Origin of the sequence: Sphingomonas lacunae (assembly GCF_012979535.1) — a bacterium.
Taxonomy (GTDB): Bacteria; Pseudomonadota; Alphaproteobacteria; order Sphingomonadales; family Sphingomonadaceae; genus Sphingopyxis; species Sphingopyxis lacunae.
In genome coordinates this window covers 1,858,941-1,878,380 of record NZ_CP053015.1, presented here as the reverse complement: position 1 = coordinate 1,878,380, position 19,440 = coordinate 1,858,941, and the positions used below count along the sequence as shown (strand labels likewise).

The 19,440-nt window shown below is 60.9% G+C and carries 18 protein-coding genes; 12 read left to right on the top strand and 6 right to left on the bottom strand.

Annotated elements, in window-relative coordinates:
* Nucleotides 1–127: 127 nt before the first annotated feature.
* Together GV829_RS09050 and GV829_RS09045 are read left to right on the top strand one after the other, a co-directional pair.
* Nucleotides 128–1,675 carry an acetolactate synthase large subunit gene (locus tag GV829_RS09050; RefSeq protein ID WP_169945988.1) on the top strand — a complete coding sequence of 516 codons (1,548 nt, stop codon included), beginning with the start codon at nt 128–130 and terminating at the stop codon, nt 1,673–1,675.
* 13 nt (nt 1,676–1,688) lie between these two features.
* A complete protein-coding gene (locus tag GV829_RS09045; protein WP_169945986.1) occupies nt 1,689–2,855 on the top strand; it encodes an L-lactate dehydrogenase in 1,167 nt (388 codons plus the stop codon).
* 55 nt (nt 2,856–2,910) lie between these two features.
* Here the strand turns inward: GV829_RS09045 and GV829_RS09040 are convergent, their stop codons facing one another.
* Entirely contained in the window at nt 2,911–3,282 is a 372-nt protein-coding gene (locus tag GV829_RS09040; RefSeq protein ID WP_169945984.1) for a response regulator, read from the bottom strand.
* A gap of 7 nt (nt 3,283–3,289) precedes the next feature.
* On the bottom strand, nt 3,290–5,797 hold the full coding sequence (locus GV829_RS09035; protein ID WP_169945982.1) for a response regulator: 2,508 nt from the start codon (nt 5,795–5,797) through the stop codon (nt 3,290–3,292).
* Nucleotides 5,798–5,884: 87 nt separating this feature from the next.
* Here GV829_RS09035 and GV829_RS09030 point away from each other — a divergent pair, with 87 nt between their 5' ends.
* Nucleotides 5,885–7,738: a sensor histidine kinase gene (locus GV829_RS09030; protein WP_169945980.1), complete on the top strand. Its 1,854-nt coding sequence runs from the start codon at nt 5,885–5,887 to the stop codon at nt 7,736–7,738.
* 46 nt (nt 7,739–7,784) lie between these two features.
* Here the strand turns inward: GV829_RS09030 and GV829_RS09025 are convergent, their stop codons facing one another.
* Genes GV829_RS09025 through GV829_RS09015 form a run of 3 tightly spaced genes read right to left on the bottom strand, consistent with a single transcriptional unit; the run spans nt 7,785 to nt 10,347 of the window.
* Nucleotides 7,785–9,152: a sensor histidine kinase gene (locus GV829_RS09025; protein ID WP_169945978.1), complete on the bottom strand. Its 1,368-nt coding sequence runs from the start codon at nt 9,150–9,152 to the stop codon at nt 7,785–7,787.
* Nucleotides 9,149–9,826, bottom strand: a complete 678-nt coding sequence (locus GV829_RS09020) for a response regulator transcription factor (protein ID WP_169945975.1) — start codon at nt 9,824–9,826, stop codon at nt 9,149–9,151. Before GV829_RS09020 ends, GV829_RS09025 begins: the two co-directional genes overlap by 4 nt.
* Nucleotides 9,827–9,852: 26 nt before the next feature.
* Nucleotides 9,853–10,347 (bottom strand): PepSY domain-containing protein, encoded by a 495-nt coding sequence (locus tag GV829_RS09015; RefSeq protein WP_169945973.1) that lies wholly within the window; start codon nt 10,345–10,347, stop codon nt 9,853–9,855.
* Nucleotides 10,348–10,522: 175 nt separating this feature from the next.
* Here GV829_RS09015 and GV829_RS09010 point away from each other — a divergent pair, with 175 nt between their 5' ends.
* The 4 genes from GV829_RS09010 to GV829_RS08995 all read left to right on the top strand — a co-directional run bounded on the left by GV829_RS09010 (nt 10,523) and on the right by GV829_RS08995 (nt 15,264).
* Nucleotides 10,523–11,257, top strand: a complete 735-nt coding sequence (locus GV829_RS09010; protein ID WP_169945971.1) for an HAD family hydrolase — start codon at nt 10,523–10,525, stop codon at nt 11,255–11,257.
* Complete coding sequence (locus GV829_RS09005; protein ID WP_246202796.1) at nt 11,254–12,438, top strand: hypothetical protein; 1,185 nt, start codon at nt 11,254–11,256, stop codon at nt 12,436–12,438. The genes GV829_RS09010 and GV829_RS09005 overlap by 4 nt, the downstream gene beginning before the upstream one ends.
* The gene (locus GV829_RS09000; protein WP_169945967.1) at nt 12,435–13,244 is read left to right on the top strand and encodes an FkbM family methyltransferase; all 810 of its coding nucleotides are present in this window, start codon (nt 12,435–12,437) and stop codon (nt 13,242–13,244) included. Before GV829_RS09005 ends, GV829_RS09000 begins: the two co-directional genes overlap by 4 nt.
* A 76-nt stretch (nt 13,245–13,320) precedes the next feature.
* On the top strand, nt 13,321–15,264 hold the full coding sequence (locus GV829_RS08995; protein ID WP_169945965.1) for an MASE1 domain-containing protein: 1,944 nt from the start codon (nt 13,321–13,323) through the stop codon (nt 15,262–15,264).
* Between the two features lie 34 nt (nt 15,265–15,298).
* On the opposite strand, the gene GV829_RS08990 is transcribed toward GV829_RS08995, so the two are convergent.
* Complete coding sequence (locus tag GV829_RS08990) at nt 15,299–15,571, bottom strand: metal-sensitive transcriptional regulator (RefSeq protein ID WP_169945963.1); 273 nt, start codon at nt 15,569–15,571, stop codon at nt 15,299–15,301.
* Nucleotides 15,572–15,639: 68 nt separating this feature from the next.
* Between GV829_RS08990 and GV829_RS08985 the strand changes: the two genes are divergently transcribed.
* The 5 genes from GV829_RS08985 to GV829_RS08965 all read left to right on the top strand — a co-directional run bounded on the left by GV829_RS08985 (nt 15,640) and on the right by GV829_RS08965 (nt 19,435).
* Nucleotides 15,640–17,352, top strand: a complete 1,713-nt coding sequence (locus tag GV829_RS08985) for a copper resistance system multicopper oxidase (RefSeq protein WP_169945961.1) — start codon at nt 15,640–15,642, stop codon at nt 17,350–17,352.
* Nucleotides 17,349–18,281 carry a copper resistance protein B gene (locus tag GV829_RS08980; protein ID WP_169945959.1) on the top strand — a complete coding sequence of 311 codons (933 nt, stop codon included), beginning with the start codon at nt 17,349–17,351 and terminating at the stop codon, nt 18,279–18,281. Before GV829_RS08985 ends, GV829_RS08980 begins: the two co-directional genes overlap by 4 nt.
* Before the next feature lie 16 nt (nt 18,282–18,297).
* Complete coding sequence (gene copC, locus GV829_RS08975) at nt 18,298–18,684, top strand: copper homeostasis periplasmic binding protein CopC (protein WP_169945957.1); 387 nt, start codon at nt 18,298–18,300, stop codon at nt 18,682–18,684.
* A gap of 126 nt (nt 18,685–18,810) precedes the next feature.
* Nucleotides 18,811–19,149: a DUF350 domain-containing protein gene (locus GV829_RS08970; RefSeq protein WP_169945955.1), complete on the top strand. Its 339-nt coding sequence runs from the start codon at nt 18,811–18,813 to the stop codon at nt 19,147–19,149.
* Complete coding sequence (locus GV829_RS08965; protein ID WP_484592839.1) at nt 19,043–19,435, top strand: DUF350 domain-containing protein; 393 nt, start codon at nt 19,043–19,045, stop codon at nt 19,433–19,435. Before GV829_RS08970 ends, GV829_RS08965 begins: the two co-directional genes overlap by 107 nt.
* Nucleotides 19,436–19,440 lie beyond the last annotated feature (5 nt).

The window sequence follows — 19,440 nt, the reverse complement described above, 5'->3', positions numbered from 1 at the left end:
GTCAGGCTAATCAATTCCCTCGATCACAAACGACCAATCCGCCCCAGAGCCCGGATCTGCCCACAAGCAGATTGACACAGGAACGCTATGCTGGAACCTCGGTTGAAAGATGAACGGGAGAGAGAGAATGAACGGCGCGGAGGCACTGATCGAAACCTTGCGGCAGTGCGGGGTGGAAATATGTTTCGCCAACCCCGGCACATCCGAAATGCAGCTGGTCGCCGCGCTTGACAGCCATACCGGTATCCGGCCCATCTTGGGCCTCTTCGAAGGGGTGGTGACCGGCGCGGCGGACGGCTACGGGCGGATGGCTGACAAGCCCGCAGCCACTTTGCTGCACCTTGGCCCAGGCCTCGGCAATGGCCTTGCCAACCTGCACAATGCCCGTCGGGCGGCCTCTCCGGTCATCAATCTGATCGGTGATCATGCGACGTATCATCTGCATCACGATGCGCCACTGACATCAGACGCCGCCGGCGTTGCCGGACCGATGTCAGATTGGGTTTGCACCGCACGATCCTCACGCGACCTTCCGCAAGCCGGGGCAGCCGCCTATGCCGCGGCCATGCACTATCCGGGCGCGGTCGCGTCCCTCATCATTCCTGCCGATCATGCCTGGACCGAAGGGTCAGCAGCAGCAGCACCCCACCCCATGCCCGTCGTTCCCGCCGTGCCGGTAGATATTGTCATGCAGGCCGCCGACGCCCTGAAGAGTGCCACAGGCGCCAAGGCTCTGTTTCTTGGTGGCAGGGCACTGCGCGCCGACGCCCTGCATCAGGCAGGACGCATTGCCGCTGCCACCGGCGCGCGGCTGATCTGCGAGACATTTCCTGCTCGGATGGAACGCGGTGCAGGCCGGGTTGCGGTGGAGCGACTCCCCTATTTTGGCGAGCAGGCCGCCGATTATCTCAAGGATTTCGAGACAATCATCTTTGTCGGCGCCGAACCGCCTGTCTCCTTCTTCGCCTATCCGGAAAAGCCCAGCTGGCTCTCACCACCGGATGCGCAGCTGGTTCGCCTGGCATCGAAGCGCGAGGATTCACTGGGCGCCTTGACAGCTCTTGCTGAAGCACTCAACGCGCCCGCGGAGCCTGCGCTGGTTCAGGCCCCCGGCACGCCACCCGTAATGGACGGTCCGCTGAACGCCATGAATCTCGGTGCCATTGTCGCCGCCTTGTTGCCAGACAATGCGATAGTCTCGGATGAAGCCGCAACAGCAGGACTGGCGACTTTCCCCATGTCAGCCGGTGCGGCGCCGCACGACTGGATGACCCTGACCGGCGGGGCCATCGGTCAGGGGTTACCCGTTGCCATAGGTGCCGCCGTGGCCTGTCCCGATCGCAAGGTACTGGCACTCCAGGCAGATGGCAGCGGCATGTACACCTGTCAGGCGCTTTGGACGATGGCCCGCGAACAGCTGGATGTGACCACGATCATCCTCAACAATGGTTCATACGCCATCCTCAATATCGAATTGTCACGGGTCGGCGTGCAAAATCCGGGACCAAAGGCCCTGTCCATGCTCAGCCTTCGCGACCCGGTGCTGGACTGGGTATCAATCTCTCAGGGAATGGGCGTGCCTGCCGTGCGGGTCACAACTGCTGCTGAACTGACAGACGCGCTCACCGATGCACTGGCCCATAAGGGGCCGCGCTTGATCGAAGCCATCATCTGATCCGGGACAATCAATGCCGCCGCCAATCCTCGTACCGGCCACAGTGTCGGACTATCGCAGGGAAGCGCAAAGGCGCCTGCCTACTTTCCTGTTCGACTATCTCGACGGCGCCGCCGGTGAAGAGGTCAGCCTGCAACGCAACGAGGCTGATTTTCGCGCCATTCAGCTGGAACAGCGAGTGTTGCGGGACGTGTCGGCGATCGACACCGGGGTCGATCTGTTCGGCACGCATCTGGACATGCCGGTGGTTCTGGCACCCATTGGCATGGGCGGCATGATGGCTCGCCGCGCGGAAGTGCTGGCCAAGCGGGCCGCCGACGCGGCAGGCATTGATATGTGCCTGTCAACCGTGGGCATTTGTTCGGTCGAAGAGGTCAGCGCGGTTTCGGGCCGACCGATCTGGTTCCAGCTCTATATGTTGCGCGATCGCGGCGTGGTGCAGGAACTGCTGGACCGGGCATGGGCCAGCGGCGTCCGCACCCTGACCTTTACCGTCGACCTGCCCGTGGTCGGGGCCCGTTATCGTGACGTGCGCAACGGAATGGCTGGCGGGACCAGCGCACTGGGACGCTTTCGTGCTGGTCTGGGCAGCTATTTGATGCATCCTCGCTGGTTGTGGGATGTCGGCATCCGCGGTGCGCCCCACAGCTTTGGCAATCTGGCCGCCTATGTGCCTGGTGCCGCCAGTCCGAACCAGTTCAAGGCGTGGGTGGACAAACAGTTTGATCCCTCAACCGACTGGAACGACATCGCTTGGCTGCGTTCCGTCTGGAAGGGTCATCTATTGCTCAAGGGCATTCTCAACGCAGAGGATGCGGTCAACGCGGTTGATCAGGGGGCTGATGGTATCATCGTTTCCAACCATGGCGGGCGACAGCTGGATGGTGTTGCATCGGGAATAGCCGTGCTGCCGGAAATCGCCGCGGCGGTATCCGGTCGCTGCACCTTGTTGGTCGACGGCGGCGTGCGTAACGGGCAGGATGTCGTCAAGGCGTTGGCTTTGGGTGCGCAGGCGGTGATGGTTGGCCGACCATGGGTCTATGCCGTCGCTGCACGCGGCGAAGCCGGACTGAAAACATGGCTGTCCGCCATGAAAAACGACATGAGGACCGCTTTCGCCCTGACCGGGATCCGCACTGTCGCGGACATAGACCGAAGCATGATCCGGCAAGGCCTCTAACCGCCAATGGCTACAGTGGTTCGTGCTCAGGCCGGATCGCTCCGGCCGTGCGGCCTCAGGACGGATCGCCAGCGGCCACGCCCAGCGCCTTGACGATCTCCGATCCGCTAGCGGGCTTCAGCAACAGCGTTGGCGGCCCCTCGGGAAAGGCCGCCGCTTCAGTTGCGGTCAACCGCCTGCCACTCAGCAGCAACAGGCGCACATCCGACGCTCCCTTCAGGTCATGCGCCAGCGCCAGCCCGCTTTCGTCACCCAACCCCAAATCAACCACTACAAAACGGAAGCACTTGTCGGCAAGCGCGGCACGCGCTGTGGCGAGCCGTTCGGCAATCGTCACCTCAAAGCCGAAGCAATCAAGCAACTCGGCAAATTCCTCGGCAAACTCGCGGTCATCATCGACCAGCAACAAGGGGTGTCGGACCGTCATGTTGAACTCATGATCCTGTCAGCTGCCGCGTCAGGCGCAGCACCTCATCATAATCCACCGGCTTCACCAGGAGCGAACGGGCACCCAGATCAGCGGCCCTTTGCCGCGCAGGACCGTCTCCATAGGCGGTCAGCAGAACAACCGGTGGCCTAGTATCCGGTTCCGGCCACGCCCTCAGATGTTCCAGCACCCCAAATCCATCCATGCCCGGTAACTGGACATCGCAATAGACCAATGAAATGCCACCCTTGCGGATGATATCCAGGCCCGATTGCCCATCCAACGCTTCGCACACCGCATAGCCCGCTTCGCGCAACTCGTGAACAAGATCCTCACGCAGATGCGGATCATCTTCGATGCACAATATCTTGGCCTTGGCCCTGTCGTCACTGGGACCACCATCTGCCACATGGGGTGTGGGTATGGGCATGGTTATGCTCACCGTGGTTCCGCCGTCGCCCGATGACAGCTTGAACGTGCCACCGACTGCTTCGAGCACGGTTCGTGCCAGATGGATACCCAATCCCGCGCCTGGTGTGCCGATGGACTCCGCGCCACGGAAAAAGCGCTTGCCGACGTCTTCCAGCTGATCTTCGGCAATGCCGGACCCATTGTCGCTGACCAGAACCGTGAGTCTGTCTAGCGACAGCTCCTGCACAACGCTTATCTGGCCGCTGGTGTAACGAACCGCATTGTCCACGGCAACACGCAGGGCCATCGTCAGCGGCATGGCATCGGCCAGCACCAAATCGGTCTCACTCAGCACAAGTTCCAGCCGTTCCGGGGGAACAATGCTGCGGACGGTCTCCTCTATCAGACTGTGCAACGCGACAGGTTGCATGACCGCCGGAGCAAAATCCCGATCTGGCTGGGCGTTGGCGACCAGTTGATGCAGCAGGTCGGAAATCTGTTTGACCGCCTTGCGCAAGCGCGAGGCGCGCTTGCGCAGATCATCGACTTCCAGTTGGCCAGCCTTGCGATCGATGATCTGGGCACCACTGTCGATGGCGGCAAGCGGTGTACGCAGTTCATGCGACATGGTGCGGATGAAACGTACCTGTTCTTCATGCAACTGCCACTGCCGCGCCAGTGCCTGACCCAGAACATGGTCCTGTTCGACTATGCGATCATGGGCATCGCCGAGTTGCCGGCCGGTCGCAACCAGTTCCCGACCCAAATCATCAAGTTCGGCGACCTGGGACCCTGCAAACTGCTGGCGATACTCCCCTTGGCCGATCCGGCCAATCAGCGCGGCAATTTCCCCAAGCGGCGCGGCCACCCGACCACTCATGGCAATGGCGCGACGATAGAGGAACAGCAGGAACAAGATGTAGAAAAAGACCAGCCCTGCGAGCATGATCATGCCCACTTGCTCGGTATCGACCCGCAAGGACTCGGCATTGGCAAAAATGCGGGACTCGGGGGCAATGACAACCAGTTTCCAGCCTGTCCCCGGCACCGTTGCAAAACTGGCGAGATGGGGGCCGTCAAAGGTCAGTTCGACCTGTCCTTCCTTGGCGCTGGCCATGGCTCTTGCCAGGTCACGCGTGTCCGGACGGTGAAAAATGTTGAAGGCATCCGGCTTGGACGCCTGACCGGGCACCGAATTGGTCTGTCCCGGCGCAGTGACTTCCCGCAGTTTGAAATCCTGTTCACCCAGCGGCGGTAGCGCGATGATCTCGCCATCACGATCCACCAGCATGGCATAACCCGACCAAGGCAACCGAAGGGCCAGCAGCTTGTCGATGATCGTGTTCAAGGTCACATCAATGCCAACGACCCCCTCAAGCCGTTGTTCCGACCACACCGGGGCAATCGACGACACCATCCAGCCATGCCCCGCCGGATCGACATAGGCATCAGTCCAGACCTGACGCCGGGCCGGGTTGCGCGCGGCATCGGCCTCATAATAGAAGTTGAACTGGGTAACGTCTATATCGCCCGGAAACTGCCCCAGAACTTCAATATAGGGATATATGCGGTTATAACTGTCATAGGTGTTGAAGTATAGGGATGCGATTTTTGGGTCGCTATTCTTTATATCCATCATCAAGGGATCAAGCGCAGACAAACGCCAAACCTTTTGCCGCTCAGCCTCACCGGCGCGAACATGGCCGGTGTAATAGCTGGCGGTCGTGCCATTGTCATAAAGGGTATAGAAACGACCATCGCTCGTCATCGCATAACGCCGCCGCTCGCTTTCGGGGGGCATGTAATTCCCCTCCAGCGCCGCCTTGGTCTGTCGGGCAAACAGGGTGGTCGAAACGGCGACGCCTCCGAGCAGATTGCCGATCGATGCAGCCTCGCGACGCGCGACATCATTGAGATAATCGCCAGACACCGCCCGGACCGCCGTCACATTCTCACGATAGACAATGGCGGTACTCGCCCAGTAAATCCCGAGGAAAGTCAATTCGATAACAAGCAGCGGAATTAGCGCAGACCGCAGATAGGATTGCCAGAGCCAGCGGCGCAGCGGAACAACCCCCTCTCCTGGCGGGGGAGATGGAACCAACCAGGAATATATGTTTTGAATCATTGACATGGCATGGCGATAGAGTTCTTTGTGGTCAAAAGAGTCCGACTAGGGAAGAGAGAATGAATGGCAAGCGACGTCGAAACCCGTCGATTCCCTTTTGTCGACGCGGCAGGGCTGAACGCCCTGTCACTGCTGGGTTCAGCCATTTACATCTACAGCTTTGAAACGCAAAGTGTTTGCTGGGCTAATCCGAAGGGGCTGATGGTCTGGAACGCCCGGTCGGAAGAGGAACTTTATGCCCGCAGCCTGACACCGTTCAGTCAGGCCACCAATCTGCGGCTCGAAGACTATCGTCAGGCATTCGCCCGTGGCGAGGATCGCCTTGACACCTGGACCCTCTATCCTTTGGGGGAAGCTCGACCAGTCCTTTGCCGGTGCAGCGGTGTGAGCATCAAGGGGCATGGACAGGCCATGCTCGTCGAATGCAGCTTGGAATCGGCAGTCGGCATCACTGCCGCCGAGGTGCGGAGCATAGAAGCCCTGCGGCACACCCCGCTCAAAATTTCCCTCCTCTCCCGATCGGGCGAGGTGTTGATGCGCAATCCTGCCGCCACAGCCCTGTTTGCGGAGTTCGACCACTCCCTGCCACCGGGTGCCGACCATTTCAGCAGCATGTTTGCCAATCCGGCCGATTGCGACGCACTTGTCGCTGCCGCCGAAAGCGGGAAGGTCGGACGTTTGCAGGCACCCTTGCGCCTGCCCGGTTCGCCCATCCACGCCCTTAACCTCTCAGTCGCCACTGACCCCATCAGCGGCAAACCGGCATGGCTTGTGGCGCATGATGACATCTCTTTGCTCGTCCAGACATTGCGGCAATTGGCCGCCAGTGAGGACGCACTCGATGCAATCCTCAATCTCGACCTGACGCCCACTGTCATTCTGGCAGCCTCCGACGGAAAGGTGTTGAACGTCAATGTTTCGGCCCGCAAGGCCCTCGATCAAGCGCTTGCCATCGGCAGCCCCGCCAACAGCCTGTTCGTCGATCATGGTGATTTCGAAAGGCTTCGGTCATCGGTGCTGTCGGGCCAGGCCAGCGCCGCCCCGGTTCAGTTTCGCGGCGCGAACGGTGAACCATTTTGGGCATCGCTGTCTGCCGCACGCATCAGCTATGACAAACAGGATTCCATTGCCATTCTGCTGGCCGATGTTGATGCCATGTACCGCATCGCCGCGGATCTCGAAGCCGCCTTGTCGATGGAACGGGCGATAACCGATGCGCAACGACGGTTCCTGGCCATAGCCTCGCACGAGTTCCGCACGCCCCTTGCGGTCATCGACAGCGCTGCCCAACGCATAGAAAGATTGATCGGAAAGGCGGACGAAGAAAATATCCGGTCACGCGTCGGCAATATCCGCCGGGCCGTGGCAGGTCTCCTCCAGTTGATGGACAACACTCTGGAACAGGCGCGCGAAGACAAGCGCGTTCTCGGCTATGCCCCCCGGGTGACCGACCTCAGCGGACTGATCGCTGATGTTGTTGACAGCTTCAGGGAAAGCCACCCGGACCTGCGGATCGACGTTGACCTGCCGCCATTGCCTCTGCTGGAACTTGACCCCGGCCTGATTGAGCAGGTCATCAGCAATCTCCTCTCCAATTCGGCCAAATATGCTGCGCAGCAAAAACGTGCCCTGATCAAGGTATCAGTGACCACCGACGAGGTGCAGTTGCTGATCCGCGATTGGGGCATCGGCGTCCCGGCCGAGGAACGCGAGAGCATTTTCTCCGAATATGGCCGAGCCAGCAATGTTGGCGAACGGCCGGGTACCGGCCTTGGACTGGCCATCGTCAAACAGGTGATCGCACTGCATGGCGGAACCATAGATGCGGTTGATATCGATGGCCCCGGACTGGCCATCAGGATCGCCTTGCCCCGGAGCCTGTCGGAATCGCCTGCACCAGTCGCAGCAAGGACATGACAGCAGGCCGCTGGGGCACTCCCTCCGGTCATCGGCGGGATAGGGTTCAGTGGCGCGCGCGATCTGCTGCGGGCAGAGCGAGTGAGGCGGAGGTGCTCCCCTCGGCCCTGCTCAACCGGAAGTGCCCGCCATGGAGCGCCGCCACAGTCTGCACCAGCGCCAGCCCCAACCCTTCTCCCGGTAGCCCAGCGGCATTGCTTCCGCGATAGAAACGTTCGCCGAGGCGCTCATTGTCAACAGCATCGGGGCCGGGCCCTTTGTCCCTGACATCAATGGTCGCGCCGGAGTCGGCGACGACTACGCTGATACTGATCTCCGGCGATGATCCGCCATATTTCAGGGCATTGTCGACCAGATTGGCCACTGCCTGGAACAAGAGATCGGCATCGGCGACCACAATGGTGGCCTTGTCCTGGCTCACCGAGATGCGCCCGCCTGCTTCCTCGACGGCGGGGGCGTAATAATCCGCGACATCGGAACAGATGGTCAGCGGATTGACCTGTTTCAGCGCGAGCTCATGGCGGCCAGACTCGAGCCGGGAAATGCGTAACAGGCCATCAAAGACCCGCTGTAGCCTGCGCGCCTCGTCGACAATGGCCGCCACCTGGGGGTGACGGTCAGCATCAGCCGTTGCCTCCAGCGTTTCAGCCTGGGCCAGCATCCGCGCCAACGGCGTGCGCAGTTCGTGGGCGACATTGTCCGATACCCGCCTGACCGAACCGAACAGCGTATCGATGCGATCAAGCATCGCGTTCAAAGTGGCGCTCAGCCTGTCAAACTCGTCACGGCTGCCGTTGGCTGGAATCCTCTCGGACAACTGCCCCTGCATCACACGATTGGCCGCATCGGAAATGTGCCGGATACGCCGCCGGATCGCACCACTCAGCAACAGGCTGCCGGCCAGACCCAACAAGATGCTCGTGACAGCAAGCCACAGCACCGCCTCCTGCAAATTCTCCTCAAGCTCATCAATCCGGTCGATGTCCCTGCCCAGGATCAGGCGGCTGCCATCGGCGAAGCGCTTGTCACGCATCAAGCCCATCCGATCATATTCGACTCCGTCGAGAAATGTGTCGGCCTCGATCCTTTGCCACAGCGGACCGACAACGCTTGGCCAACTGGGGATATTGGCCGACACGGTCCTGCCGTCGCGCGCTATGAGGACGTGCAAGGCCGGATATTCATCGGGCCTCGCGGCACGGCGTGCCAGTGCAGTGTTCAGTGCATCATCGCCTTCCACCGCATAAAGCTGCTCAAGCGCCGCCATCTCGCGGGAAATGTCCCTTTTCAACGCTGCCAAGGGAAAGTGGATCGAATAGGAATAATAAGCGGAGAAAAGGATCATCGCCGAAAGAAGAAAAATGGCAATGTAGCCCAACGTCATGCGAACCGAGAAATTGCGCAGGATCATCATGACAGGCGCATCACATAGCCGCTGCCGCGCACCGTATGGATCAACGGTGCATCCGCATCGGCGTCTATCTTTTGGCGAAGCTTGCTGATGTGTTGGTCGATGATATTGGTCTGGGGGTCAAAACTATAGTCCCAGACCTTTTCCAACAGCATCGCCCGCGTCACGACGCGACCGCTATTGTCAGCCAGTATAGTGAGAATCCGATATTCGCGCGGCGTCAGGTCGATGCGCCGCCCTCCCCGCCGCACCGATTGCCCGAGCCGGTCAATGACCAGGTCGGCGATGCGAAAATCGGCATTCACGGCTGGAAGCGCGGGTTTGCGCCGTCCCAGCGCTGCCACCCTCGCCAGCAGTTCGGACATGGCAAAGGGTTTGGCGAGATAATCATCAGCGCCCGCTTCCAGCCCCCTCACCCGTTCATCGACATCACCCAGCGCACTAAGCATCAATATCGGGGTCGGATCGGCAGTGGCACGGATCGCCTGCATGATCCGCATGCCATCGATAGCTGGCAACATCCTGTCGAGGATGATCAGGTCAAAACTCTCAGACGATGCGGTCACCAGCCCCGCACGACCATCCACGCAATGGGTGACGACATGCCCTTCCTGCCGCAGGCCACCGGCTATGAAGGCACCCACTTTGTCATCGTCCTCGACGAGCAATATCTGCAAACAGAGTCCCTTCTTCGGCCTGTGCCTCAATCGTCCGGCACGTGCAGCACCTGTGTGCCGCTGACTGCATCAAGGTAGATAGTCGTCTGGCCGATGGAAGTCATCAGTTCCACTTCGTAAAGCGGACGGTCCCCCTCCACCTCGAATGAGGCTTCTATCGCGCGGCCACCGCTGCGCCGCTCCAGTCCCGCCAGTATTTCTGACAGTCGGCCAGCACGGGCAATGGCCCGCCGTTCCTCTCGATCGACTACACCGCTCCAGACATTGCGGACCATCAGCCGTTCATTGCGCTGGATGCGCCCGGTCGACGTAATGACCAGCCGTCGCAATTCCGAGCCATCGATTACATCGACCTCATAGATCGATCGCCCTTGCGACCACTGCGGCTCGGCTTCGATCACCTTCCCGGATGTCGCGCGCTCGGCGATGGCAACCGCGTGGCGCAGGCAAACTGCGGGTGCCTCGCTCGCCGCTTGGGCAAAGGCGAAGACAGCGCTTAGGGCGATGATGCTGATGGGCATGGCGATTCCACTTCCCGTTCCGTTCGACCAACAATCTGAATCAGGTTCAGAGCCCTTCAGGGACCAACCATAGTTGGACCGGTCCAGCGCCATCCACCAGAGGCCCCGCGCAACATGGGCAAAATCAAATAAATCCGTCACGAAAGTCTCATCATGGCCCGGCATTGGCTTGCTCATGAAGCAGGCCGATCCGACACCCGAAGCTGCCGGTCCACGAATGACCACGCCGTCCGCAGCAAAGCGGATTGCCATCTATGACGTTGATCGCACCCTCACCCGGCGACCGACATGGTGGCTGTTCCTGGTCCAATCCATGGCCTATCGCGCCCCTTGGCGTGCGCTATTGATCCCGCTGCTGGTGCCGATCGCCATACTCTACGTACTGGGTCTCATCCCTCGGCGCCTCATGAAACAGGCAATGCACCGGGTGGCCCTGGGACCGGCGATTCCTCGAAATGAGGCCGTGCTGCTCGCCGACCGATTTGCCCAAGGGCTCTTTGCCAACGGCCTTCATGCGCAAGGGCTGGCGCAAATCGAGCAGGAACGGGCCGACGGATGGCATATCATGCTCGCGACAGCGGCAGCAGATTTCTACATCGAACCGCTGGCCCGCCGGTTACAGGTAACCGACTGGGTGGCTACACGCTCGCTGTGGCACGGCGACAGTCTCAGCCACCGCATCGATGGTGAAAATTGCTACGGCAGGGAAAAGCTGAGGCGTATCCAGCAGTTACTGGAACAGCGCGGGCTCCAGCGTGACCAATTGTTCATCCGTTTTTACAGCGACGATGTTTCGGACCGCCCCTTGTGTGATTGGGTAGACCAACCGGTCGCGACCAATCCGGGCAAGGCAATGGAACAGCTGGCCCGCCAAAAGGGATGGCTCCAGCTGGATTGGCGACCGTCATGAGCCGGCTTCGCACAGGCTTTCTTTTCAACCACGCTGCCGCTCATCAGGTTGCCCACAGCCTGCCGATCGCCATTGCAATGGCCCGTCATCACCCGGCAGTCGATGTGCAGTTGCTGGTTGCCGGCGGCGAAGCGGAACAGGAGGTCCGACGCCTTTGGAACGAAGCTGGACTGACTGATAGGCATGCAAAAATCACACGCCTGGCGCCGCCATCCCCTGTTGCCGCCTGGACAACGCGCATGTCCGGCAATGCTGTCCCGGCCGACCGGCTGTCAATCCTTTCCCGAAACCTGGACCATTTCCGCGCGCTCGATGCGCTGGTTGTCCCTGAAAAAACGTCAACCCTGCTCAAGACACGCTTTGGCCTCGACCGGCTGGCGTTGATCCACACGCGGCACGGCGCCGGGGATCGGGCGATCGGCTTTGATGCAGCAAGCGCCCGATTTGACCTGGTCCTCATGTCCGGAGAAAAGATACGCGACCGCTTGTCCGATGCCGGCTTGCTGAAACCCGATGGCTGGGCGATTGTCGGCTACCCCAAGTTCGACACGGTCAGCACAGCGTCGCGCGAGCCATTGTTCGATAATGACCGACCGACGGTGCTCTACAACCCTCACCCGTCACCTGCCCTGTCCTCATGGTATGCGATGGGTCCGGCCGTCCTTCGCTGGTTCGCTGGGCAGGACAGGTTCAATCTCGTCTTTGCTCCGCATGTGATGCTGTTTGCCAAACGCTGGACAGTCAGCCTGTCGCCCCTGGGAATCAGCCGGGTGCCGGCAGTGCCGGAAGAGGCAGGCAATCTTGATCATGTGCGGATTGATCTGGGCAGCCGCCGGTCGGTGGACATGACCTACACCAACGCGGCTGACATCTATCTCGGCGATGCCAGCAGCCAAGTCTACGAATTCCTGAGACAGCCCCGGCCCTGCATCTTCGCCAATCCACGCAACCATGACTGGCAGGGCAATCCTGATTTCACCCATTGGACAACAGGGCGCGTGATCAACAGCATTGAAACGCTGGCTGATGCTCTTGACGATGCGGTCATCCATCCGGCACGTCATCTGGAAACCCAGAAAAAGCTGTTTTCATACAGCTTTGATCTGGGAGAAAAGCCGTCATCTCACCGGGCCGCCGACGCTATCGTCAGCTGGCTCAACAATCTGGAACATGCGCAATGATTGGCGGCTTCTGGCGCTATGGACTCATAAAGACCCTGCGCAAGGCCTATTGGCTGTCCTTGGCCCGCGGCCGTGCACGCCAGCAGGACAGTGAGCAGCGGTCACAGGGCGCGGGCATGACTGCCTATGGCGTCCTGATGCAGCAAAACTGGCATGACCGGACCTTTGTCTATTGCCATGCCGGGATTTACGGGCGCTTCCTCGCCGACCGACTGGAGCAAAGGGCTTCAGCCTTCACCTTTGTCGACATTGGCGCGAACCAGGGCCTCTACAGCCTCATCGCCGGCAGGAACCCGGCCTGTCGCCGGGCCATCGCCTTCGAACCTGTCAGCGCGACCTTCGCAACCCTCCAGTCCAACATCATGGCCAACGGGCTCGACCAGAAAATCCAGCCGTTGCGGCTGGCCATATCTGATCAGGCCGGGCCATTGACCATCACTGTTCCTGATGGGCACAGCGGCATGGCATCACTCGTTACCTCACCTGACCGGCAATCGGTCAACAGCCGGACTGAAACGATAGAGGCGGTCACCGCCGACCGGCTCGACACCCTGTTGGATGGCGATGATCCGCTTATCGTCAAGGTCGATGTCGAAGGACAGGAACTGGCGGTTATCCGCCAACTGCTCAAAAGCGCCATTGCTCCGCGCATCGCCGCGATCTTTTACGAAGTTGACACCCGCTGGTCAGATTCCGCCACGATTGCCCAGCTGTTGCGGGACAGCGGCTTTGCCCATTTCCGCAAGGTCGGATTTGGTCACCATTTCGACATGATGGCCAGCCGCAGCCCGCAGCAGGGCATTTGACAAGCCGTCCCATCTAGGACAGCAAAGCTGCGGATTTTCTGCAGCAGCATCACGGTCATAGGAACGGCACGGGCCGATGCAAATTTCATTCAGGCATGTCGGACCCTACGCCCCGCGCCTGCTGCTGGCTTTCATCCTTTATACGCTTGCCGCCGTGGTCGGGCTGCAATGGGCGTACCTCAGCGGCGCCGGTTCACCCATCTGGCCTGCTGCGGGCGTCGGGCTGGCAGTGCTCCTGTTGGGCGGCTGGCGGTTCTGGCCGGCGATCCTGTTCGGCCGGCTGGCCGCCTCTCTGTTGGCAGGGTCGGATCAGCCTGTCTGGGCGGAATGTCTGCTGGCCATGTCCAACACGCTCGGCACGGTTCTGCCCGTCCTGTTGATCACCCGTAACCGCGACAGGCGCGATCATCTTTTGTCGATGCGGGGGATGCTCCATTTGCTGATCGCCGGGGTCACGCTGGGCGCCGCCATCACCGCCTCACTATTGGCGCTCATCCTGACCATATCGTCCGATTTGACCGCACCACAGGGGTACAAACTGTTCTGGACCCTGTTTGTAGGGAATTTCGTCGGCGGAGCGGTGGTCGGCCCATTCATCCTCGCTTGGGCCACAGCGCGTTCACGTCTGACACCGCTGGAAGCCGGCCTGCTGCTGCTCCTCATGGCCGCTATAGCCGGTCTGACAGCCATGATTTTTTTGTGGCCAGAGTTCGATAAATTGCAGACTTGGCACGTGTTGCCCTTGCTGGTCCTGGCGGCGATTTTTTTCGATGTCCGCGGTGCATCGCTGGCGCTGATCCTCGTTTCTGTCATTTCCATCTGGGCAACGTCCCAAGGCCTGGGACCCTTCATCGAAGCCAACGGAACATCCACTGCGCGCTTTCCGCTGCTGCAGCAATTCATGGCAATCCTGGCGATCACCTTCTTGCTGCTTGCCGTGATTGCCGATGAAAGGCGGGCCAAGGAGGCGTTGGAACAACGCGAACATCAACTCAGGGAGGCCGAGGAGAATGCCCGGGCCCGCGCCGAGGAACTGGAAGCTGTCCTGGCCGCCTTGCCGGCTGCGGTCTGGGTCGCGCAGGATGCCGATTGCCGGGAAGTTGTCGGCAATGAATATGCCCGGCAAATACTTCGCCTGCCTGATCAGGCGGAGAACATGTCGAAAACCGCCGATGACCCGTCGCCCGTCAGCCATTTTCGCGTGTTGGACAGCGACGGCAGGGAAATCGCTCCAGAAGACCTGCCGGTGCAGCGGGCGGCAAGGGGGGAACTGATCCGGGATTTCGAGGAACGGGTCGAGTTTGCGGATGGGTCAGCCAATGATCTGCTTGGCAATGCGACGCCGCTCTACGCACCGGACGGCACGGTGCGCGGCGCAGTTGCCGCCTTTGTCGACATCACCGACCGCAAGGCAGCAGAGGTCAGGGAGAGCATCCTTGCGCATGAGGTGGATCACAGGGCCAAGAATATCATGGCCGTCATGCAATCCGTCATCCGCTTGACCAAGGCCGATACTGTGGAGGCTTTTCGCGGATCCGTTGCGGCGCGGATACAGGCCATCGCCCGGACCCACAGCCTGCTCGCCCACAATCGCTGGGATGGCGCCGAACTGGGGCAGGTCATCAGGGACGAATTGGCTGCCCATGCCGTTGACCTGTCAGAGGTAGGACAGAGCGGAACGATACATTGTGCCGGCCCGGACGTGCAGCTTCCCCCCGGCACGGCCCAGTCAATCGCTCTGGTCATCCATGAACTTGTCACCAACGCCACCAAATATGGCGCCCTGTCTGTGGCCAACGGCCGGTTGGAAGTCCGCTGGTCGCTGCACGGTGCAGGCGAACAAAGGCGCCTCGCCGTCAACTGGACGGAAACCAGCGACCAGAATGTCATTGCGCCCGAACGCCATGGCTTTGGCTATTCGCTCATCCGCAATGCGGTTGAGCGCCAGTTGAAGGGCACGCTGGCCGTCGAATGGCATGGCCATGGCCTGTCACTGGGGATGAATGTGCCCTGGGCCTGATCCTGGGTATCACGCGGCATGGCCGCTGACTGTTTCAGCGTTTCACGCGGTCAATCAGGTCGATCAGCTCGTTGAACTTCACCCGCTGCTCGGCCGCGTCGCCCGACGCGATGGCCTCTGAAACACAACAGGCGGCATGGTCCTTCAATATCTCGCTTTCCGCCTTGGCCAGCGCGGCCTTCACCGCCTGGACCTGATGCAGGATGTCGATGCAATAGCGGTCATCCGCCACCATCTGGCGAATGCCGCGCACCTGTCCTTCGATCCGGTTGAGCCGGTTCAGTATTGCCGTCCGGTCCTTGGCCATGATCCCACCATTACCCTTGATATACCATAGGGGGGTATACTATCTGGCCCCCGAGGTGAAACAAGCAGATGTCCAACGTGATTTCCAGACGAACCTTGCTCGGCGGCCTCGGCATCGGCGCGGCTTCACTTGCCACGATGCCGGCTTGGGCCCAGGGCCACAGCATGCGCCATCATGGCGGCGGAGAGATCGCCACCGGCTTTGGTGAACTGACCGGGGAGGTCATCAATCTCGCGGTGCGCGGTGGCCGGCGAGTGGTGGAGGGCCGGCGCGGCCATGGTGTGGCCATCAACGGCACGGTGCCGGGACCACTGGTCCGCCTGCGCGAAGGACAGAATGTCCGGCTCAACGTCACCAACCATCTGGCCGAGGACACGTCGATCCACTGGCATGGCCTGCTTGTCCCCTTCCAGTTTGACGGTGTGCCCGGCGTCAGTTTCCCCGGCATCAAGCCGGGAGAGACCTTCACTTATGAATTCCCCATCCGCCAGTCGGGCACCTATTGGTATCACAGCCATTCCGGTCTGCAGGAACAGCAGGGCCATTACGCCCCGCTGATCATCGAACCGGCTGGTGGCGACATCCATCACGTCGACCGAGACTATATCCTCCTGCTCAGCGAGTTCACTCCGCTTCATCCGCATTTCATCATGAGCCGCCTGCGGACCGGCGAAGGCTATTTCAACGATCGCCTCAGCAGCTGGACCGACCGCTATCCCATGTCGGGCGAGGAGCGGCGGATGTGGGCGGAAATGCGCATGATGGCGACTGACATCGCCGATGTCAGCGCGCCGACCTATACCTATCTCGCCAATGGCCGTGGCCCGACCGAAGGGATGGAATATCTCTTCAGACCCGGCGAACGCATCCGGCTGCGCCTGATCAATGGCGGAGCCATGACCTTCTTCAACGTCCGCATCCCCGGCCTGCCGATGACCGTCATCGCCGCCGATGGCCAGAATGTCCGTCCTGTCGAGGTGGACGAACTGCAAATCGCCACAGCCGAAACCTATGATGTGATCATCGAACCGGGGAATGCGGAAGCCTATGCCATCGTCTGCGAGTCCATGGACCGCTCGGGCATGGCCCTCGCCATGCTCGCCAGCCGCCCCGGCGCGCGGGCCACTGTCCCTGCCCTCCGTGATCCGCCGCTGCTCACCATGGCCGACATGGGCATGAATCACGGAGACCATGGCTCCAGCCACAGCATGGATGGCATGAGCATGCGGGACACATCGCTTGTTCCCCCGGATGTCGAGCTGGGGCCGGGCATTGACATGATCTCGATGGCGCCGGTCGACAAGACCGGCGACCCCGGCATCGGCCTGCGCGATGTACCGCACCGCGTCCTCAATTACCGCCTGCTCTCCGCGCTCGAACCCAATGCCGATGTGCGTGAGCCCTCACGCCTGCTTGAACTGCATCTGACCGGCAATATGGAACGGTACATGTGGTCATTCGACGGCCGCATGTTCGGCGCGGTTGATGATGTGCCGATCCGCTTTGCCTGGAACGAGCGCGTCCGGGTCAAGCTCATAAACAACACGATGATGGCGCATCCCATCCATCTGCACGGCATGTTCTTCGAACTGGTCAATGGCCAAAGCCCGGCGCACCAGCCGCGCAAGAATGTCGTCATTGTCCAGCCCGGCGCCAGTGCCACCTTTGACCTCACCGCCAATGAATCCGGCGACTGGGCCTTCCATTGTCACCTGCTCTACCACATGCACGGCGGGATGATGCAGATTGTCACCGTCATGGGGCCGGAGGGCGCGGCATGAAGGCGCTGCTCCCCGCACTCGTCTTCCTCGCCCTGCCGGTCATGGCACAGGCTCAGGATCAGGCTGCACATGGCAGCCACGGCAATCATCACGCGCAGACCATACCGGTCCAGTCCGATCCGCACGCGGGTCACACAATGCCCCCCGCGCCCCCTCCGGCAACAGACCCGTCGCCCGGTCCGATCATGGAGACGCCGCCACCACCCGAAGCAGGCAGCGGCCCGCCGCGTGCCGCCGATGCCATCTGGGGCGCTGAGGCAATGCGCCCGTCGCGCGAGGCACTGGCCGCCCATCACGGTGATTTCCCCACGCTCTGGATTCAGGTTGACCGTGCCGAGGTTCAGCTTCGCGAAGGTCACAATGGCGCGCTGTGGGACATTCAGGGTTACCATGGCGGCCCGACCAGCCGCTTCTGGTTCAAGAGCGAGGGTGAAGCCGCACTGGGAGAGGCCATCGAAGAGGCCGAGGTGCAGGCCCTGTGGTCGCGCGCGGTTGCGCCATTCTGGGATCTCCAGCTGGGCCTCAGGCAGGATATGACCGGCCCGGCGACAACCCATGCCGTCATCGGCGTCCAGGGCCTTGCCCCCTACCTGTTCGAGATCGATGCCGCCCTGTTCGTCTCGCACCGCGGCGATGTCACGGCGCGCATCGAGGCCGAAGTGGACCAACGCATCACCCGCCGCCTCATTCTCCAGCCGCGCGCTGAGCTGACCCTTGCCGCACAGGATATTCCGCGCCTCGGCATCGGGGCCGGTCTCGACCACGCCGAGATCGGCCTGCGCCTGCGCTATGAGATTGTCCGTGAATTCGCCCCCTATATCGGCATTGAACAGGGCTGGCATTTCGGCAACAGCGCCGATTTCGCCCGCGCTGCCGGAGAAAGCGCCAGCGCCACCTCCCTCGTCGCCGGCATCCGTTTCTGGTTCTGAAAAAAGGAAGCCCCCCATGCGCATTAGCTCCCTCGCCGCTGCCCTCACGCTGCTCGCCGTTGCGGCAACACCCGTCGGCGTCGCTGCCCACACACAGCTTGCCGCATCCACCCCGGCGCAGTCCTCAACCGTCGCACGTCCGCGCACGGTCACACTGACTTTCGCCGAAGCTGTCTCACCGACCGCGAGTGCCGCGTCGATCGTCATGACCGCCATGCCCGGTGTCCCCAACCATGGGGAGATGGTCATCCGCAACTTCACTACCGCCTGGTCATCGGACAACAAGACAATGACCCTGACCCTGCGCCAGCCCCTGCCGGTCGGCAGCTACGATGTGCGCTGGCAAGCTACCGGGGCAGACGGCCACCGCGTCACCGGCACGGTCAGCTTCACAGTCAATTGACTTTCAAACCGCGCCCCCTTGCGGAAAAGGAGCGACCCTGACGCCTGCTTGGTATTATGATTTGGATCAATGTGTTAGCGTGTCAGGACCACTACCCCCTGCTCCAATATGTATTGGGGGAACGTCATGGAAACTGCATCTCTTGTTCTGGATAGTGCCTTTGTCGGCCTGCCGATCTTGCTACTCCATCTTGGGGTAGCCCTCTGCCTCTGGGTGGCGACGACAGTCATTTACTTCTATGTCACGCCGCTCAGCAAGTTGGCTCTGATCCAGCAGGGAAATATTGCCGTAGCCATCGTGGCAAGCTCGGCCCTGATGAGCCTTGGCCTGCCCTTGGCTTTTTTGCCTCGCTGGCTCGATCAATGTCTGGGACATCGTCATCTGGAGCATACCCATCCTGTTCATTCAGATGGCCATCTTCTTTATTATGACACGGCTTATTCCCAACCTGCCAGAGAAGATTGAGAGTGGAAATATTGCCGACGCCTTGTTCGTCGCCTCGGTCAGGCTGACAACGGCAATGCTGCTTTCGGCCGCGATCAATCTCCAATCCATTGCCGACTATAGCGGCATCCCCCGCGAAACCGTCCGCCGCAAATTGCATATCCTCCAGGACAAGGGCTGGATCACCAAGGATGAGCGCAATTTCATGACCGTGACTGACAAGGCCAAAGCCAATCTCAACGGCCTCACTGAAAGCAGCCTCAAATATCTGGTCGAAATGGACACCCTGCTGTCCAGGCTCGACTGACACCT

What these genes read in the sequence shown, in the direction of transcription:
- GV829_RS08980 (WP_169945959.1), top strand. Translation starts at nt 17,349, where the DNA reads ATGAAGGCGCTGCTCCCCGCACTCGTCTTCCTCGCCCTGCCGGTCATG.
- GV829_RS09030 (WP_169945980.1), top strand. Translation starts at nt 5,885, where the DNA reads ATGGCAAGCGACGTCGAAACCCGTCGATTCCCTTTTGTCGACGCGGCA.
- GV829_RS09045 (WP_169945986.1), top strand. Translation starts at nt 1,689, where the DNA reads ATGCCGCCGCCAATCCTCGTACCGGCCACAGTGTCGGACTATCGCAGG.
- GV829_RS09005 (WP_246202796.1), top strand. Translation starts at nt 11,254, where the DNA reads ATGAGCCGGCTTCGCACAGGCTTTCTTTTCAACCACGCTGCCGCTCAT.
- GV829_RS09025 (WP_169945978.1), bottom strand. Translation starts at nt 9,152, where the DNA reads ATGATGATCCTGCGCAATTTCTCGGTTCGCATGACGTTGGGCTACATT.
- GV829_RS09050 (WP_169945988.1), top strand. Translation starts at nt 128, where the DNA reads ATGAACGGCGCGGAGGCACTGATCGAAACCTTGCGGCAGTGCGGGGTG.
- GV829_RS09015 (WP_169945973.1), bottom strand. Translation starts at nt 10,347, where the DNA reads ATGCCCATCAGCATCATCGCCCTAAGCGCTGTCTTCGCCTTTGCCCAA.
- GV829_RS09010 (WP_169945971.1), top strand. Translation starts at nt 10,523, where the DNA reads ATGAAGCAGGCCGATCCGACACCCGAAGCTGCCGGTCCACGAATGACC.
- GV829_RS09000 (WP_169945967.1), top strand. Translation starts at nt 12,435, where the DNA reads ATGATTGGCGGCTTCTGGCGCTATGGACTCATAAAGACCCTGCGCAAG.
- GV829_RS08985 (WP_169945961.1), top strand. Translation starts at nt 15,640, where the DNA reads ATGTCCAACGTGATTTCCAGACGAACCTTGCTCGGCGGCCTCGGCATC.
- GV829_RS08990 (WP_169945963.1), bottom strand. Translation starts at nt 15,571, where the DNA reads ATGGCCAAGGACCGGACGGCAATACTGAACCGGCTCAACCGGATCGAA.
- GV829_RS09040 (WP_169945984.1), bottom strand. Translation starts at nt 3,282, where the DNA reads ATGACGGTCCGACACCCCTTGTTGCTGGTCGATGATGACCGCGAGTTT.
- GV829_RS08970 (WP_169945955.1), top strand. Translation starts at nt 18,811, where the DNA reads ATGGAAACTGCATCTCTTGTTCTGGATAGTGCCTTTGTCGGCCTGCCG.
- copC (WP_169945957.1), top strand. Translation starts at nt 18,298, where the DNA reads ATGCGCATTAGCTCCCTCGCCGCTGCCCTCACGCTGCTCGCCGTTGCG.
- GV829_RS08995 (WP_169945965.1), top strand. Translation starts at nt 13,321, where the DNA reads ATGCAAATTTCATTCAGGCATGTCGGACCCTACGCCCCGCGCCTGCTG.